At 70.0% G+C, this 13,989-nt stretch carries 13 protein-coding genes; 10 read left to right on the top strand and 3 right to left on the bottom strand.

From position 1 onward, the window contains the following. The first annotated feature begins 106 nt into the window (after nucleotides 1-106). The 6 genes from QWG60_RS07755 to QWG60_RS07730 all read left to right on the top strand — a co-directional run bounded on the left by QWG60_RS07755 (nucleotide 107) and on the right by QWG60_RS07730 (nucleotide 5,253). Complete coding sequence (locus QWG60_RS07755; protein WP_035598710.1) at nucleotides 107-1,468, top strand: DEAD/DEAH box helicase; 1,362 nt, start codon at nucleotides 107-109, stop codon at nucleotides 1,466-1,468. A gap of 59 nt (nucleotides 1,469-1,527) precedes the next feature. Continuing rightward, nucleotides 1,528-2,031, top strand: coding sequence for a hypothetical protein (locus QWG60_RS07750; RefSeq protein ID WP_035598708.1), 504 nt, complete (start codon nucleotides 1,528-1,530; stop codon nucleotides 2,029-2,031). 3 nt (nucleotides 2,032-2,034) lie between these two features. After that, complete coding sequence (locus tag QWG60_RS07745) at nucleotides 2,035-2,568, top strand: hypothetical protein (RefSeq protein WP_046080303.1); 534 nt, start codon at nucleotides 2,035-2,037, stop codon at nucleotides 2,566-2,568. Continuing rightward, nucleotides 2,555-3,778 carry an MFS transporter gene (locus QWG60_RS07740; protein WP_246124615.1) on the top strand — a complete coding sequence of 408 codons (1,224 nt, stop codon included), beginning with the start codon at nucleotides 2,555-2,557 and terminating at the stop codon, nucleotides 3,776-3,778. The genes QWG60_RS07745 and QWG60_RS07740 overlap by 14 nt, the downstream gene beginning before the upstream one ends. A gap of 77 nt (nucleotides 3,779-3,855) precedes the next feature. After that, a complete protein-coding gene (locus QWG60_RS07735) occupies nucleotides 3,856-4,908 on the top strand; it encodes an asparaginase (RefSeq protein WP_146907553.1) in 1,053 nt (350 codons plus the stop codon). Between the two features lie 108 nt (nucleotides 4,909-5,016). Continuing rightward, nucleotides 5,017-5,253, top strand: coding sequence for a DUF2789 domain-containing protein (locus tag QWG60_RS07730; protein WP_146907555.1), 237 nt, complete (start codon nucleotides 5,017-5,019; stop codon nucleotides 5,251-5,253). Nucleotides 5,254-5,343: 90 nt separating this feature from the next. On the opposite strand, the gene QWG60_RS07725 is transcribed toward QWG60_RS07730, so the two are convergent. Together QWG60_RS07725 and trhP are read right to left on the bottom strand one after the other, a co-directional pair. Then, nucleotides 5,344-5,754 carry an SRPBCC family protein gene (locus QWG60_RS07725; RefSeq protein WP_146907557.1) on the bottom strand — a complete coding sequence of 137 codons (411 nt, stop codon included), beginning with the start codon at nucleotides 5,752-5,754 and terminating at the stop codon, nucleotides 5,344-5,346. Nucleotides 5,755-5,834: 80 nt separating this feature from the next. Continuing rightward, nucleotides 5,835-7,223 (bottom strand): prephenate-dependent tRNA uridine(34) hydroxylase TrhP, encoded by a 1,389-nt coding sequence (gene trhP / locus QWG60_RS07720; RefSeq protein ID WP_146907559.1) that lies wholly within the window; start codon nucleotides 7,221-7,223, stop codon nucleotides 5,835-5,837. Between the two features lie 200 nt (nucleotides 7,224-7,423). On the opposite strand from trhP, the gene queC reads away from it, so the two are divergent. The 4 genes from queC to QWG60_RS07700 are packed head-to-tail and all read left to right on the top strand — an operon-like array spanning nucleotide 7,424 to nucleotide 9,936. Beyond that, nucleotides 7,424-8,173 carry a 7-cyano-7-deazaguanine synthase QueC gene (gene queC / locus QWG60_RS07715; RefSeq protein WP_046080298.1) on the top strand — a complete coding sequence of 250 codons (750 nt, stop codon included), beginning with the start codon at nucleotides 7,424-7,426 and terminating at the stop codon, nucleotides 8,171-8,173. Then, nucleotides 8,166-8,807, top strand: a complete 642-nt coding sequence (gene queE, locus QWG60_RS07710; protein ID WP_046080530.1) for a 7-carboxy-7-deazaguanine synthase — start codon at nucleotides 8,166-8,168, stop codon at nucleotides 8,805-8,807. The genes queC and queE overlap by 8 nt, the downstream gene beginning before the upstream one ends. Then, nucleotides 8,807-9,652 (top strand): 6-carboxytetrahydropterin synthase, encoded by an 846-nt coding sequence (locus QWG60_RS07705; RefSeq protein WP_107181993.1) that lies wholly within the window; start codon nucleotides 8,807-8,809, stop codon nucleotides 9,650-9,652. The genes queE and QWG60_RS07705 overlap by 1 nt, the downstream gene beginning before the upstream one ends. A 14-nt stretch (nucleotides 9,653-9,666) precedes the next feature. Beyond that, nucleotides 9,667-9,936, top strand: coding sequence for a YkgJ family cysteine cluster protein (locus tag QWG60_RS07700; RefSeq protein WP_146907583.1), 270 nt, complete (start codon nucleotides 9,667-9,669; stop codon nucleotides 9,934-9,936). 132 nt (nucleotides 9,937-10,068) lie between these two features. Here QWG60_RS07700 and QWG60_RS07695 read toward each other — a convergent pair whose 3' ends face one another. Next, nucleotides 10,069-13,968, bottom strand: a complete 3,900-nt coding sequence (locus QWG60_RS07695) for an AAA family ATPase (protein WP_146907561.1) — start codon at nucleotides 13,966-13,968, stop codon at nucleotides 10,069-10,071. Nucleotides 13,969-13,989: the final 21 nt, after the last annotated feature.

The raw sequence follows: 13,989 nt of genomic DNA, 5'->3' as shown, positions 1-13,989 counted from the left end.
CTCTCGCGGCCGCCTCCCGCCGCCGCGATTCACCTCATTCCCTCGTTCCGCCTCGATCCGACCGCCCCGCGCGACGGATCGGGCGGGACGTTGCCGCGGAGACTGCATGACCTTTTCCGACCTTGGCCTGTGCCCCGAGCTGCTGCGCGCCATCGACGCCCAGGGCTATACCACCCCGACTCCTATCCAGAGCCAGGCCATCCCCGCCGTCCTCGGCGGCGGCGACCTGCTGGGCAGCGCCCAGACCGGTACCGGCAAGACTGCCGGCTTCACCCTGCCCATGCTGCAGCGCCTCAAGGACGGCCGTCGCCCGGCCAAGCGCGGCGTGCGCGCCCTGGTGCTGACCCCGACCCGCGAGCTGGCCGCCCAGGTCGGCGACAGCGTGCGCGACTACGGACAACACCTGCCGCTGACCTCCCACGTGATCTTCGGCGGCGTCGGCCAGCAGCCCCAGGTGGATGCCATCCGCCCGGGCCTGGACATTCTGGTGGCCACCCCCGGCCGTCTGCTCGACCTGCAGCAGCAGGGCCACGTCGACCTCTCCGGGGTCGAGATCCTGGTGCTGGACGAAGCCGACCGCATGCTCGACATGGGCTTCATCCACGACATCAAGAAGGTGCTGAAGCTGCTCCCCGAGCAGCGCCAGAACCTGCTGTTCTCGGCGACCTTCTCCAAAGAGATCCAGGCGCTGGCCAACAAGCTGCTCGACGATCCGACGCTGATCGAGGTGGCGCGCCGCAACACTCCCGCCGAGACCGTGGACCAGGCCGTCTACCGGGTCGACCGCGAACGCAAGCGTGATCTGCTCACCCACCTGATCAGCAGCCGCCAGTGGTTCCAGGTGCTGGTCTTCACCCGTACCAAGCACGGCGCCAACCGCCTGGCCGAGCACCTCGACAAGCGTGACATCTCGGCCATGGCGATCCACGGCAACAAGAGCCAGTCGGCCCGCACCCGCGCGCTGACCGCCTTCAAGTCCGGCGACCTGCAGGTGCTCGTGGCCACCGACATCGCCGCCCGCGGCCTGGACATCGACGAGCTGCCCCACGTGGTCAACTTCGAGCTGCCCAACGTGGCCGAAGATTACGTGCACCGCATCGGCCGCACCGGTCGCGCCGGTCACGACGGCCAGGCCGTATCGCTGGTGTGCGTCGACGAGCATGGTCTGCTCGGCAACATCGAGAAGCTGATGAAGCGCGACCTGACCAAGCACATCGAGCCCGGCTTCGAGCCCGACCCCAACGCCAAACCCGAGCCGATCGAGAACGGCCGCAATCGTGGCCGTGGCGGCAATGGCCGTGGTGGCAACGGTCGCGGCAACGGCGGCGGTGGTCGCAGCGGTAACGGTGGCAACCGCAGCAGCGCCGGCGGTAACCATGGCGGAAACGGCGGCGACCGCGACGGCCAGTCACCGGGGCGGCGCCGGCGTCGGCGCGGCGGACAGGATCGCCAGCGCACTGGCAATTGATATCCGATAATGCGAATGTATTCGCCTTATCGGCCGACACGACGCCTGCAAGGATGCCCATGGACACGCGAGAGCTGATCAACGACTACCGACTCTGGCAGCGCTTTCAGCGCCAGGCACAACTCGACCGCGAGCATCGCGCGGCCTGGCAGCAGCTGGAATCCGCCGGGGTCTCGGCCCAGCGCACCACCGAAGCCTACCGCAGCATGGCCGACAAGGCCGCGACCCAGGGGGCCTGCTATCGCACCCTCTTCCAGCGTGAGCTCGAATCGGGGGAGCGGCTGGCCTGCGAGGGCTGGCTGTTCGTGCGCCGGGTCCTCGCCGAGGGCGGCGCCACCCGCGTACGCGCCGCCCTGCTGCCGAGCTTCACCCTGACCGACGGCACCCTGCCGCCGGCAGAGGCCGGCGTCGAATCCATCACGCTGGAGATCTTCGACCAGCTGCTGGTCGATCGCGGCCTGGCCAGCATGGCGCGGGTCGATCGCATCGATGCCAGCGGCGACAGCCACTTCATCACCCTGATCGACAGTGTGAGAGGCGACCTGCGTCAACATATGAGCTGAACCATGTGGAAGCGACTGTTCGGCAAGCCCCCGATTCGCGTCTGGGTCATCAAGCAGGTCGACGGCGACCTGCTGCACCTGTGCGGCGAGGGCAGGATCACTCCCGAGGGCAAGCGGGCCCGTGACGACATGCTCAGCGCCCTGAAGCGGGGCGAGTACCAGGGCCCCGTGGAAATGATCGACAACGGCCTGGTGCTCAACGCCCGTCTGTTCGCGGCCCTGCTGCCGGACGACGCCTTCCGGCTCGACGCCGACGGCATCGCCCACTGGCAGGGCCAGCGGTGGCACGTCTCCAAGGTTCCCCAGCGCTGCTGGACCTACGACGGGCCGCTGGTCGCGCACACCATGACCCACGGCGACTTCGATCTGGTCAGCAGCGAGGACGTCAGCGGCATCCGCCAGCGTGCCAACAGCGACGCCCAGTCCGACGGGCGGCACCTGCAGTTCGGCGCGGCCGATGAGCTCGAGGGTGAGGCCGAATTCGCCGCACGCTGGCAGCGCCGTCGACAGACGGAGGAGCCGGATGGCGATCACTGACGGCGCGCGCCGACGGGCCGCGCCTTCCTCCCTGGCATTCATCGCCCTGATGGTGCTGGTCGGGCTCAACCTGCGGCCGGCACTATCGTCACTGGCCCCACTGCTCCCTCGCATCGAAGCCGACAGCGGCCTGCCGGTGCTGGCCATCGGCGCCCTGACCACCCTGCCCGTACTCTGCCTCGGACTCTTCGCCCCCTTGGCGCCCTGGCTGTCAGGACGCCTGGGCCCCGAGCGCACCCTGTCGCTGGCCTTGCTGATCCTGGCCGTCGGCCTCGCCCTGCGCGGACTGGCCGCACCGGCGTGGCTGTTCGGCGGTACCCTGCTGGTGGGCGCCGCCATCGGCGTCGCCGGCACGCTGCTGCCCGGGCTGGTCAAGCGAGAGCTTCCCGACAGCGCCGACCTGATGACCGGTGTCTACACCATGGCGCTGTGCCTGGGAGGCGCCCTGGGTGCCGGCCTCAGCATCCCCCTGGCCGAGACGCTGGGCGGCTGGGCGCCGGCGCTCACCAGCTGGGCGGCGCTCGCGGCGATCAGCCTGATCGCCTGGCAGACGCTGATGCCGGCATCACCGCCACCGCGGAGGCAAGCCTCGGCCCGCGGCGATACCGGCGCGCTGCTGCGCCAGCCACTGGCCTGGCAGGTCACCCTCTACATGGGCTGTCAGTCCTCGCTGGCCTACATCGTCTTCGGCTGGCTGCCGACCCTGCTGGTGGAACGCGGCTACGACGACGCCGAGGCCGGCTGGATGACCGGCGCCTCGGTGATGCTGCAGCTGGGCGCGGCGCTGTCCGCCCCCTGGCTGGCCCGCCTCGGCCGCGACCAGCGACCGGCGCTGATGCTGGTGCTGAGCCTGATCGCCGGCGGTTTCTGGGTACTGCTGCAGGGACCGATCGAGTGGCGCTGGGCCGGCGTGGCGCTGCTCGGCTTCGGCCAGGGCGGCGGCTTCAGCCTGGCGCTGTCGCTCATCGTGCTGCGTACCGCGGATGCCCGACTGGCCGGCAAGCTCTCCGGCATGGTGCAGGGCGTGGGCTACGCCCTGGCCTCGCTGGGCCCGCTGGGCATCGGCGTGATGCTCGAGCTAGACCTGGGGCTGCCAGGCATCACCCTGGCGTTGACGGCCGTGACTGCCGCCGCCATGGTCTTTGCCCTGCTGGCCGGACGCGATCGTCGCCTGGCCAGCGACGAGACCGGCCACCTCGTGGTGCGCTGACCCCGCCCCACCCCAGGCCCTCTTGTGTGCCGGCGCCGGCGCCCTATCATGGTGGGCGTCTTCCGCCTGGAGCTCCCATGACGTCAACCGCTTCTTCCCTGCTGGTGATCTACACCGGTGGCACGTTCGGCATGGTGGACAGTCCCGACGGACTGATCCCCGGCCACGACATCGAGTCGCGCCTGCGGCGCACCCTGGCGACCCTGCCCCCGGCGCGCCAGGCCGGACTGGCCGACTTCCGACTCATCGCCACGCCGACGCCCATCGACTCGAGCGCCGCCACCCCCGCGGACTGGCAGCGCCTGGCCGGGCTGATCGCCGAACACTACGCCGACCATGCCGGCATCGTGGTGATCCACGGCACCGATACTCTGGCCTGGACCGCCGCCAGCCTGGCCTATCAGCTGCAGGGGCTGGACCGCCCGGTGGTGATCACCGGCGCCATGCAGCCGCTGGAAGCGCCCGGCAGCGATGCGCTGACCAACGTCGAGGCGGCGCTGCGCTTCGCCGCCGATCCGCGGCTGCAGGAGGTGGCGATCTGCTTCGCCGGCCGCCTGCTGCGCGGCGCACGCAGCCGCAAGTGGCAGGCTCGCGAGGCCGACGCCTTCGTCAGCCCCAACCACCCGCCGCTCGGCGAATGGGTCGACGACGACGCCGTGCTCTACCCCGGCCGCGGCCTGGAGCGTGCCCAGCGCGGCGCGCCACGCTTCGAACTGCCCGACTATGCGCCGCTGGCCGCCGGCGCGGTGCCGCGCATCGTGCTGTGGCCGGGACTCGCCGCCTGGCAGCTCGAGGCCTGGCTGCTGGACGATCGCGTCAAGGGCGCGCTGTTGGAGGTCTGGGGCGGCGGCAACGTGCCCGACGATCCGCGCCTGGCCGGCGTACTGGCCCAGGCCGTCGGCGAGGGCAAGCTGCTCGCCGCCATCAGCCAGTGCCCCCACGGGGCGGTGGCCATCGGCCACTACGCCGCCGGTCAGGCGCTGTCCGATGCCGGCGTGCTGTCCGGCGACGACATGACGCCGGAAGCCGCCGTGGCCAAGCTGGTCCACCTGCTGGCCCAGCCGCTCCCCGATGAGGAACGGCGCCGGCGCTTCCTGACCCCGCTGGTCGGCGAGCGTGCCGCCCCCTGAGGCGGAACGGGGGACCGAGCGTTGAAGACGCCTCGACCGCACCATCGCCATGACGGGGCCCGAACGGCTAGAGTGGAGACACACGTCCGCCCGCACAGGTGCCCTGCCATGGAACATCCCGATCATCCGTTCAGCGAACTCTTCGAACAGCTCGGCCTGGCCTCGGAGCCGGCGGCCATCCAGCGCTTCATCGAGCGCCACTCGCCGCTGCCCGAGAACGTGGAACTGCCCGACGCGCCTTGCTGGAACGAAGGCCAGGCGGAGTTCCTGCGCGAGGCGCTCGAAGCCGACGCCGACTGGGCCGAGGTGGTCGACCATCTCAATGCCTTGCTGCGCAAGGGCTGACCAGGCAGCGCCGGAAAGTGCCTGGAACAAAGCAAAGCCACCAAACGAGAACGCCGCCCGGATGGGCGGCGTTCTCGCTTTCGGATCACGCTATAGTCTGGCCGCGACGCGGTCGAGAATCTGCTGGCTGACGCGATTGACCAACGGTGTCACCGCGCGCTTGACCGCCTTTTCGACCAGCCGGTTATGAATCTCGTACTCCAGGGTCAGCGCCACCTCGGTGCCTTCGGGCACCGGCGTCAGCCGATAGCGGCCTCGGTTCCACACCCCGCTGAGCGATTCCCAGGCCAGCACCTCGGGCGGCTGATGCTCGGTGATCGCCACCTCGAAGGTCCAGTCCATGCGCACCGCGTGCACGTGCCAGCGATAGCGCCCCTCGCCCAGCGGCTCGATGCGCTCGATCAGGTCCGAATAGTCGACGAAGTCCTCGACCCGCTCGAGCAGGGCGAAGACACGCTCGGGCGGCGCCTCGAGAATGGTGCGATGTTCGATGGTGGCCATGCCGGTTCCTTGTGCTGGGGGCCTGTGCTGCCGTGTCAGCTTCACCGAAGGTCCCGGGTGGTGTCCAGCCCGGCACGGCCTCAGGCGAGGTCGCGCATCAGCAGGGCGAACTCGATGCGTTCCGGCGCGATGGCCTCGCCCGGCACCGGGATGCGCACCACGTGGCCCGATCCCGGGGCCACGCCCACCGCTTCGCCGCGCTTGTTCTCGATGCGTTCGAGGGCGAAGCGACGGTTGCCGCCGGGCAGCATCAGCTCCATGCCGTCACCGACCTCGAAGCGGTTCTTGACGTCGATATCCAGCACCCCGCGAGCGGGATCGTAGCCCAGCACCTCGCCGACGTACTGCTGGTGCACGCCCACCGAGTGGCCGAGCTCGTAGTTCTGATACTCGTCGTGGACGTGGCGGCGATAGAAGCCTTCGGTGTAGCCGCGGTTGGCCAGGTTCTCGAGCTCGTCCATCAGGCGCATGTCGAAGGGCCGACCGGCCATGGCGTCGTCGATGGCGCGGCGATAGACCTGGGCCGTGCGCGCCACGTAGTAGGGCGACTTGGTGCGTCCCTCGATCTTCAGCGAGGTCACGCCCATCTCGGCGAGCCGCGGGACGTGCTGGACGGCGCGCAGGTCCTTGGAGTTCATGATGTAGGTGCCGTGCTCGTCCTCGTACATCGGCATCGGCTCGCCCGGCCGCGAGCGGTCCTCGATCAGCGCCGACAGCGTGTCCTGGCCCTCCCTGCCACCGGCGGAGGCGATCATGCCGCCGTCCTGCCTCCTGTCTTGACCCGGTGTCCAGATGCCGCTGGCGTCGTGGGCGGCATTGGCCGGCACCAGGTCGCCGGTCTCGTCCTCGGCGGCCGTCACGGTGTGATACTTCCAGCGGCAGGCGTTGGTGCAGGTGCCCTGGTTCGGGTCGCGGCGGTTGAAGTACCCGGAGAGCAGGCAGCGCCCGGAGTAGGCGATGCACAGCGCGCCGTGCACGAAGGTCTCGATCTCGAGGTCGGGGCACTCGGCGCGGATCTGGCCGATCTCCTGCAGCGACAGCTCGCGGGACAGGATGATGCGGCGGATGCCCTGCCGCTGCCAGAACGTCGCCGCCGCATAGTTGACGACGTTGGACTGCACCGACAGGTGGATCACCTGATCGGGCCAGCGCTCGCGAATCATCATGGTCAGCCCGGGATCCGACATGATCAGGGCGTCGGGACCGGCCTCGATCACCGGCTCCATGTCGCGCAGGTAGGTCCTGAGCTTGCTGTTGTGCGGCGCGGTGTTGGAGGCCACATAGAACGCCTTGCCCCGCTCGTGGGCATAGGCGATGCCCTCGTGCAGGTTGTCGACCCTGAAATCGTTGTTGCGCACGCGCAGCGAGTAGCGCGGCTGCCCGGCATAAACCGCATCGGCGCCGTAGGCGAAGGCGTAGCGCATGTTCTTGACGGTGCCGGCGGGCGACAGCAGTTCGGGGGCTTCCATGAGGCTCACATCACCGGTGGCAAAGGGGCGAAGTCTAGCAACGTCGCCTGTCCACGCTGAATGACATGTATCAGCGTCCTTGGCGCCTGTCCCGTTGGTCAAGTACACTGTGCGCCCCTGCCGGACCGGACCCCGGCCAAGGTCCCGCCGCGCCCGTGACGCGCGCCGGGCAGACAAATTCTCCGCCCCACAGGTATCCCATGTCAGAATCCGCCGCACCGGCCACCGTGGTGATCTACTCCGGTGGCATGGACTCCTTTACCGTGCTGCATCGCGCCCTGCGCGAAGGCCGCGAGGTCCACGCCCTGTCCTTCGACTACGGCCAGCGTCATGCCCGCGAGCTCGCGGTCGCCCGCGAGGTCTGCCGCGAGCTGGGCGTGCCCCACCAGGTGGTCGACATCACCGCCATCCATGGCCTGATCGACGCCTCGGCGCTCACCGACTCCAGCCAGGAGCTGCCCGACGCCGACTACGCCGAGGCCAACCTCAAGGCCACCGTGGTCCCCAACCGCAACATGATCCTGCTGTCGCTGGCGATCGCCAAGGCGGTCAACATCGGCGCCGATCGGGTCGACTACGGCGCCCATGGCGGCGATCACGTGCTCTACCCGGACTGCCGCCCCGAGTTCGTCGAGGCCATGAACGACGTCGCCGGCATCGCCAACTTCGAGCCGGTGACCCTGCACGCGCCCTACCTGCGCGCCGGCAAGGACGAGATCCTCGCCGAGGGCCTGGCCATGGGGCTCGACTACGCCAGGACCTGGACCTGCTACCGTGGTGAAGCCCTGGCCTGCGGCCGCTGCGGCAGCTGCCGCGAACGGCTTTCGGCCTTCGCCGCCAACGGCGCCGTCGACCCCATCGCTTATGACACCACCGGCGACGAGGCCGACGTCTCTTCACAGCGGCCTGATGCCGCCGCCGACGCCGCCGAAGGGTCCGACCATGTATAGCGTCAAGGAAGCCTTCTACTCGCTGCAGGGCGAAGGCGGCCAGGCCGGACGCGCCAGCGTGTTCTGCCGCTTCAGCGGCTGCAACCTGTGGTCCGGGCGCGAGGCCGATCGCGCCGCCGCGGCCTGCCGCTTCTGCGATACCGACATCCGCGGCACCGACGGCCAGCACGGCGGACGCTTCCATGATGCCGAGGCCCTGGTCGATCACCTGACCGCGCTGTGGCCGGATGCCCCGGGCACCGCCACGCCCCAGGTGATCTTCACCGGCGGCGAGCCGCTGCTGCAGCTCGACGAGCCCCTGATCGCCGCCATGCACGAGCGCGGCTTCGACGTCGCCGTGGAGACCAACGGCACCCTGCCGGCCCCGCCGGGCATCGACTGGCTGTGCGTCAGCCCCAAGGGCGAGAGCGTGCTGGCCCAGACCTCCGGCGACGAGCTCAAGCTGGTCTATCCGCAGAGCGACGCCCCGCCCGAGCGCTTCACCGACCTGGACTTCCATCATTTCTTCCTTCAGCCGATGGACACCGCGGCGGTCGGCGGCGGTGACGTCACGGCCGAGACCGTGGCCTACTGCCTGAGCCATCCGCAGTGGCGGCTCTCACTGCAGACCCACAAGATCACGGGGATCGACTGATGACGCTGTTCGTCAACCGCCTCACCCATCTCGACGCCTCCCTGTGGTGCCCCGAACGCGGGCTGATCGGCGCCAGCTGGCGGGTCGACGCCGAACTCGACGGCGAGCTCGGCGAGGACGGCATGCTGTTCGACTTCGGCGAGGTCAAGCCGTGGATCAAGTCGCGCATCGACCAGGGCCCCGATCACACCCTGCTGGTGCCCACCGAGGCGCCCGGCATCAGCGTCCATGAGTGCGCCGAGGGCCTGTGCGTGCGCGCCGAGTCGCCCTACCCGTTCGAGGTCCGCGGCCCGCGCCAGGCTTTCGCCCTGCTGCCCTGGCCGGCCATCACCGCCGAGCGCCTGGCCGAGCACCTGTCGGCCTCGCTCAGCCGCCAGCCGCCGGCCCGGGTCGAGGCGATCCGCCTGACGCTGACCGACGAGGCCATCGACGGCGCCGCCTACACCTACAGCCACGGCCTCAAGCGCCACGCCGGCAACTGCCAGCGCATCGCCCACGGCCACCGCTCGCGGCTGCACGTGTGGCAGGACGGCGAACGGTGCCCGGCGCTCGAGACCGAGTGGGCCGAACGCCTCGCGGATCGCTACCTGGTGGACGAGGCCGACGTGGTCGAGGGCCTGGATGCCGCCTTCACCGGCCGGCTGACCACCCGCTACACGGCCGAGCAGGGGCGTTTCGCCCTGACCCTGCCGCGGGAGCGCTGCATCCCGATGCCGACGCCGACCACGGTGGAACATATCGCCGCCTGGCTGGCCGGCGAGATCGCCCGCGAGACCGGCCGCGCCACCCGCGTGCAGGCCTTCGAGGGCATCGACAAGGGGGCGCTGGCGGAGGCCGAGGCGTGAGCTCGCGCCCGGCCATGAGCGAAGAACAGGACGCCGGCGGCTGCCGCCCCGGCTGCGGCGCCTGCTGCATCGCGCCGTCGATCAGCTCGCCGATCCCCGGCATGCCGGACGGCAAGCCCGCCGGGGTGCGCTGCGCCCAGCTCGACGACGACAACCTGTGCCGGCTGTTCGGCCGGCCCGAGCGGCCAGCGGTCTGCGCCCGCTTCGTTTACGACCGCGAACTGTGCGGCGACCACCGCGATCAGGCGCTGGCGCGGATCGCCGCGCTGGAAGTCGCCACCTGAGCCTCGACGCCTCGCGCTTCCAAAGGCTCTCTCACACGACCTCCCGCACGACACAAAACGCCCGGCGACGCTCGTCTCTCGAGCCTCGCCGGGCGTTTTGCTTCTTCCATGGCACCTCAGGCGTGTGCGCCGTCAGTCCTCCAGGTCGGCGGTATGCGGCAGCCGCTTGTCGAGCAGGGTCCGCCAGCGCACCAGCACCGGGGCATCGCTGTGACTGACCTCGCCCAGCAGGCCCCGGAAGGCCATGCGCGCGTCCTCATCCTCCGGATCGACCATCGTCAGCCAGGCTTCCAGGGCGCACAGCTGCTGGTGCAGGTTGCCGTCGCCGCGTGCCTGCTCGAGCGCCTGCTCGATCAGACCGCGCACTTCCTCGGCGGGATGCCCCAGGCGGTGGCGCACCTTCGCCAGGTGCACCGCCAGTTCGGCGACGAACAGCGTGGTCCGCTCACGGGCAATCAGCAGGCACTGGTCGAGATAGTCCTCGGCCCGGGCCAGCTCGCCCAGCGACGTACAGGCGTCCACCCACCACAGCGAGGGCCGCTGGTAGGGATCGCGACCGGTGACCTCGACGAACTCCTCCTGGGCCGCCTCGATGCGCTTGAGTCCTTCGCGATCGCCGGACAGCGCCCGCTGCCAGCCCAGCACCTGCCGCGCCGAGACCTGCCACAGCTGCAGGTCCGGCGTGCCGGTGATCTCGTAGGCGCGCTCGGCGCGCTGGGACGCCAGATGCTCGTGTCCCACCTGGCGATAGAGCGCCGCGGCATACATCAGGGCCATGGCCAGGCTGCCCGGGTGATTGATGCGCTCGGCCAGGCGGATCGCCGACTCCACCTGCTGCTGGGCGCGATGATAGTCGCCGCGCAGGCACAACGCCCAGCTCTGGAAGCAGGTCGCCGCCACCTGGGGGTGATCGGAGAACGGCAGCCACTCGATCATCATCGGCGAATTGAGCGGGTCGATCTCCTCGAGATGCTCGTAGGCCTGCTGGATGCGGCCGGCCCAGTACTCGCAGCTGGCCCGGGCGAAATCGGCCAGGCGCCGGTAGCGCGGGTCCTCGAGCCGCGCGGCCAGGTCCGCCAACCGCGAGGCCAGCAGGAAGGCATCGGCGTGGGCGTTGCGCTGGCTGCAGCCGACCCACAGGCCCCACTTGACCAGAAACACCTGCTCCAGGTCCTCGCTGTCCTCCGGCACCTCATCGGTACAGGTCAGCAGCTCTCGGGCACGCACGAAGCTCTCGTGGGCGGTGGGTGAGCCGTGCCCTTCCAGAGCGAAGGCGGCCTGGCCACGCACCGTGTGCAGGCTGACCTCGCGTTCTTCCTGGCCTTCCACGTGACGCAGGCTGGCCAGCCCGAAGTCGGCCATGCGCAGCGCGGTGCGGTTGGCGCTGACCTTGAGCGCCTCGCGGGCGGCAAGCTCGAAGTAGCGCGCCCCGCGGGCATGGTGGCCGCTGCGCCGCAGATGGACGGCGAAATCGCCCGGGTGGCGGCTGATCCACACCGGAAAGCGCTCCTCGATCAGCGACACGACCTGGCGATGCAGCGCCACACGCACGTCCCGCGGGCAGGACAGGTAAGCCGCTTCCTGCAGCAGCTGATGGGTGAACTGATACTCGCGCCCCTCTTCCGTCTCGTCGACCGGCTCGACGATCTCCAGGCGGATCATCTGCTCCAGCGCCGCATTCAGCTGCGGCATCTCCCGGTCGCTGCACTCGGCGAGGAAATCGAGCCGGAAGCGGCGGCCGAGCACGGCCGCCACGTGGGCGACCTCGCGGTCGGCGTCGAGCTGGTCGATGCGGCTGGCCAGCAGCCCCAGCAGGCCCCGCGGCAGCTCGTCGAGGTCGACCTGGCGCCCCTCGCGACGATCCAGGTCGACGCGGCGGCAGATCTCCTGCAGGTACAGCGGCACGCCGTCGCAGCGCTCGACGATCTGGCTGCGCAGGCGCGGGCTGAGCTGCAGCCGATAGCGCCGGGCCAGCTGGGTGAGCAGCCGGGACGACTGCATGGGGTCGAGCCGCCCGAGGGTGATCTGCTGATCCCAGTCGAGCGAGGTCGGCAGCGCTTCGCGGCCGTGGTGGCTGGCCACCATCAGGAAAGGACAGTTGATCGGCAGGCGCGCCTGGAGGCCGGCCAGCACCTTGAAGGAGGGCTCGTCGAGCCATTGCAGGTCGTCGACCATCAGCACCAGGGTGCGCGACTCGGTGAGACGTTCGATCAGGCGCTGCAGCACCCCGACCACCAGCTCCACGGCCTCGCCGTTCTGGGTGAGCATGGCCACCTCGCGGGGCTCGCAGACGCCGAGCGCTTCCTCCAGCAGCAGCCGCGACTCGTCGCCGAGGTCTTCCGGCATCAGCGACGCCAGTCGCTCGGCATCGACGTCATCGCCGAAGTGCCAGTGCAGCAGCTGCCGAGCCACGCCATAGGGCTCCTGGATCGACAGCCGGGTGGTGGGCTGCCAGCAGATCGCCGCCTCGCGGCTCTGTTCGAGATGGCGGAAGCCGACCAGCAGCGCCGACTTGCCGAGCCCCGAAGGGCCCCGGACCAGCACGCTCTGGCGCAGCCCGATGCCGGCCCGGGCCAGGGCATCGCGCAGCGTGCGCAGCGCCCCCTCGCGACCGATCAGGCTCGGCGGCAGCGCCTCGCGCCCGCCTTCATTCGCCCCGAGGACCAGCGCCCGCAGCCACACACGGCCGTCGCTGGCCACCAACCGCGAGGAAAGCCGCGGCTGAAGGTCGAGCGCCGGCGGCATGTGCTGGCTGGCCTGCTGGGAAATCACCAGCTCGCTGCCCTGGGAGGCGGCCATCAGTTCCAGCGCGCCCTGGGTCACCTCGCCCAGCGGGTCGACCAGGTGGCGCTCCGGCAGGTAGACCACCTGGCCGCTGTTGAGGCCGGCGGCGAGGCAGATGCCCGGCGGCTCGCCCTCCCCGCTCCAGTGACGGACGCACTCGTCTGAGAGCGAGCGCTGGCAGTGTTCGTAGAGCGCCACCAGCTCGGCGAGCTGGTGGGCCGGACCGTGGGTGCCGAAGCAGGCGAGCCCGATGCCGCCGGCGGCACCGGGCAGCCAGAAGCCGCCCAGGTGATGGCACTGCTGCTCGAGCCAGCGCATCAGCTCGATCTGCAGGGTCAGGCAGGCCCGGGTCTCACCGCGGGTGGAAAGATCCGCGTCCAGCTCCAGGCGAATCGCCATCACCGACAGCTGACGCATCTCGATCTCGTCGTCGCGCAGCGGCGCGCTGTCCGCGGCCAGGGTACGCGAGAAGCCGACGCCGGGGGCGTTGGCCTCGTCGGGGACGCCATCCGACCAGTAGCGCGCCAGCTGAAGGAAGGCGGGGTCCGGCTGCTGGCCGGTCAGCGCCAGCAGCTGAAGGTAGGCGTTGTACTGCTCGTGGGCGGCGGCCAGCTGGCCCTGCTCGGCGAGCTGGCGCACCAGCCGCTCGTGAAAGGGCCCGTAGCCGGAGAAACGGCTGACCAGGGTTTCCAGCAGCGAATCGGGCAGCGGCTCGGACTGTTCCAGCACCGCCTCGGCGTAGCGGATCACGCGCTGACGCCACTCGTTGCGGACCTGGACCAGCCAGCGCTGGAACTCGGCGCAGGCGGCGAGCTGCAGCTCCTCCACCAGGTCACCCTGGTAGCACTCCAGGATGTCTTCCAGGGTCGCCACCTCGGCGGGTGCCTCGAGCATCGACTGGAGCTCGTGGAGGTCGAACCGCCATGCCTCGGGCAGCTCGAAGGCGATGGTCTGGCGGGATACCGACAGCACCTCCTCGGCCTGCTCACCGAGCGACTGACGCAGGCAGTGCAAGGCATGCCGCAGGTTGGTCCGCCCCGAGGAGAGGCCCTGGTCGGGCCACAGCAGTTCGGCGAGGGTCGCGCGGTTGACCGGCTGCTCGTGCAGCAGCAGGTAGACCAGCAGCGCCTTGACCTTGTCGTAACTGAAATGGGTCAGCGCATCGTCGCCCAGGGTCAGCGAAAAATGACCGAATAACGCCAGGCGATCTTGTTCTTCACGGGTTACGGCGTCGGAAGCATCCCGCATGATTGTTAGGCCCTGCTGGGC

The sequence above is a fragment of the Halomonas halophila genome, assembly GCF_030406665.1.
In the GTDB taxonomy this organism is placed as follows: domain Bacteria; phylum Pseudomonadota; class Gammaproteobacteria; order Pseudomonadales; family Halomonadaceae; genus Halomonas; species Halomonas halophila.
The sequence above is the reverse complement of the archived record's forward strand: the minus strand, read 5'-3'. Positions and strand labels throughout refer to the sequence as shown.

Coding starts and splice junctions, on each gene's coding strand:
- QWG60_RS07700 (WP_146907583.1), top strand. CDS start 9,667: ATGAGCGAAGAACAGGACGCCGGCGGCTGCCGCCCCGGCTGCGGCGCC.
- QWG60_RS07750 (WP_035598708.1), top strand. CDS start 1,528: ATGGACACGCGAGAGCTGATCAACGACTACCGACTCTGGCAGCGCTTT.
- QWG60_RS07735 (WP_146907553.1), top strand. CDS start 3,856: ATGACGTCAACCGCTTCTTCCCTGCTGGTGATCTACACCGGTGGCACG.
- QWG60_RS07730 (WP_146907555.1), top strand. CDS start 5,017: ATGGAACATCCCGATCATCCGTTCAGCGAACTCTTCGAACAGCTCGGC.
- queE (WP_046080530.1), top strand. CDS start 8,166: ATGTATAGCGTCAAGGAAGCCTTCTACTCGCTGCAGGGCGAAGGCGGC.
- QWG60_RS07695 (WP_146907561.1), bottom strand. CDS start 13,968: ATGCGGGATGCTTCCGACGCCGTAACCCGTGAAGAACAAGATCGCCTG.
- trhP (WP_146907559.1), bottom strand. CDS start 7,223: ATGGAAGCCCCCGAACTGCTGTCGCCCGCCGGCACCGTCAAGAACATG.
- QWG60_RS07755 (WP_035598710.1), top strand. CDS start 107: ATGACCTTTTCCGACCTTGGCCTGTGCCCCGAGCTGCTGCGCGCCATC.
- queC (WP_046080298.1), top strand. CDS start 7,424: ATGTCAGAATCCGCCGCACCGGCCACCGTGGTGATCTACTCCGGTGGC.
- QWG60_RS07705 (WP_107181993.1), top strand. CDS start 8,807: ATGACGCTGTTCGTCAACCGCCTCACCCATCTCGACGCCTCCCTGTGG.
- QWG60_RS07745 (WP_046080303.1), top strand. CDS start 2,035: ATGTGGAAGCGACTGTTCGGCAAGCCCCCGATTCGCGTCTGGGTCATC.
- QWG60_RS07725 (WP_146907557.1), bottom strand. CDS start 5,754: ATGGCCACCATCGAACATCGCACCATTCTCGAGGCGCCGCCCGAGCGT.
- QWG60_RS07740 (WP_246124615.1), top strand. CDS start 2,555: ATGGCGATCACTGACGGCGCGCGCCGACGGGCCGCGCCTTCCTCCCTG.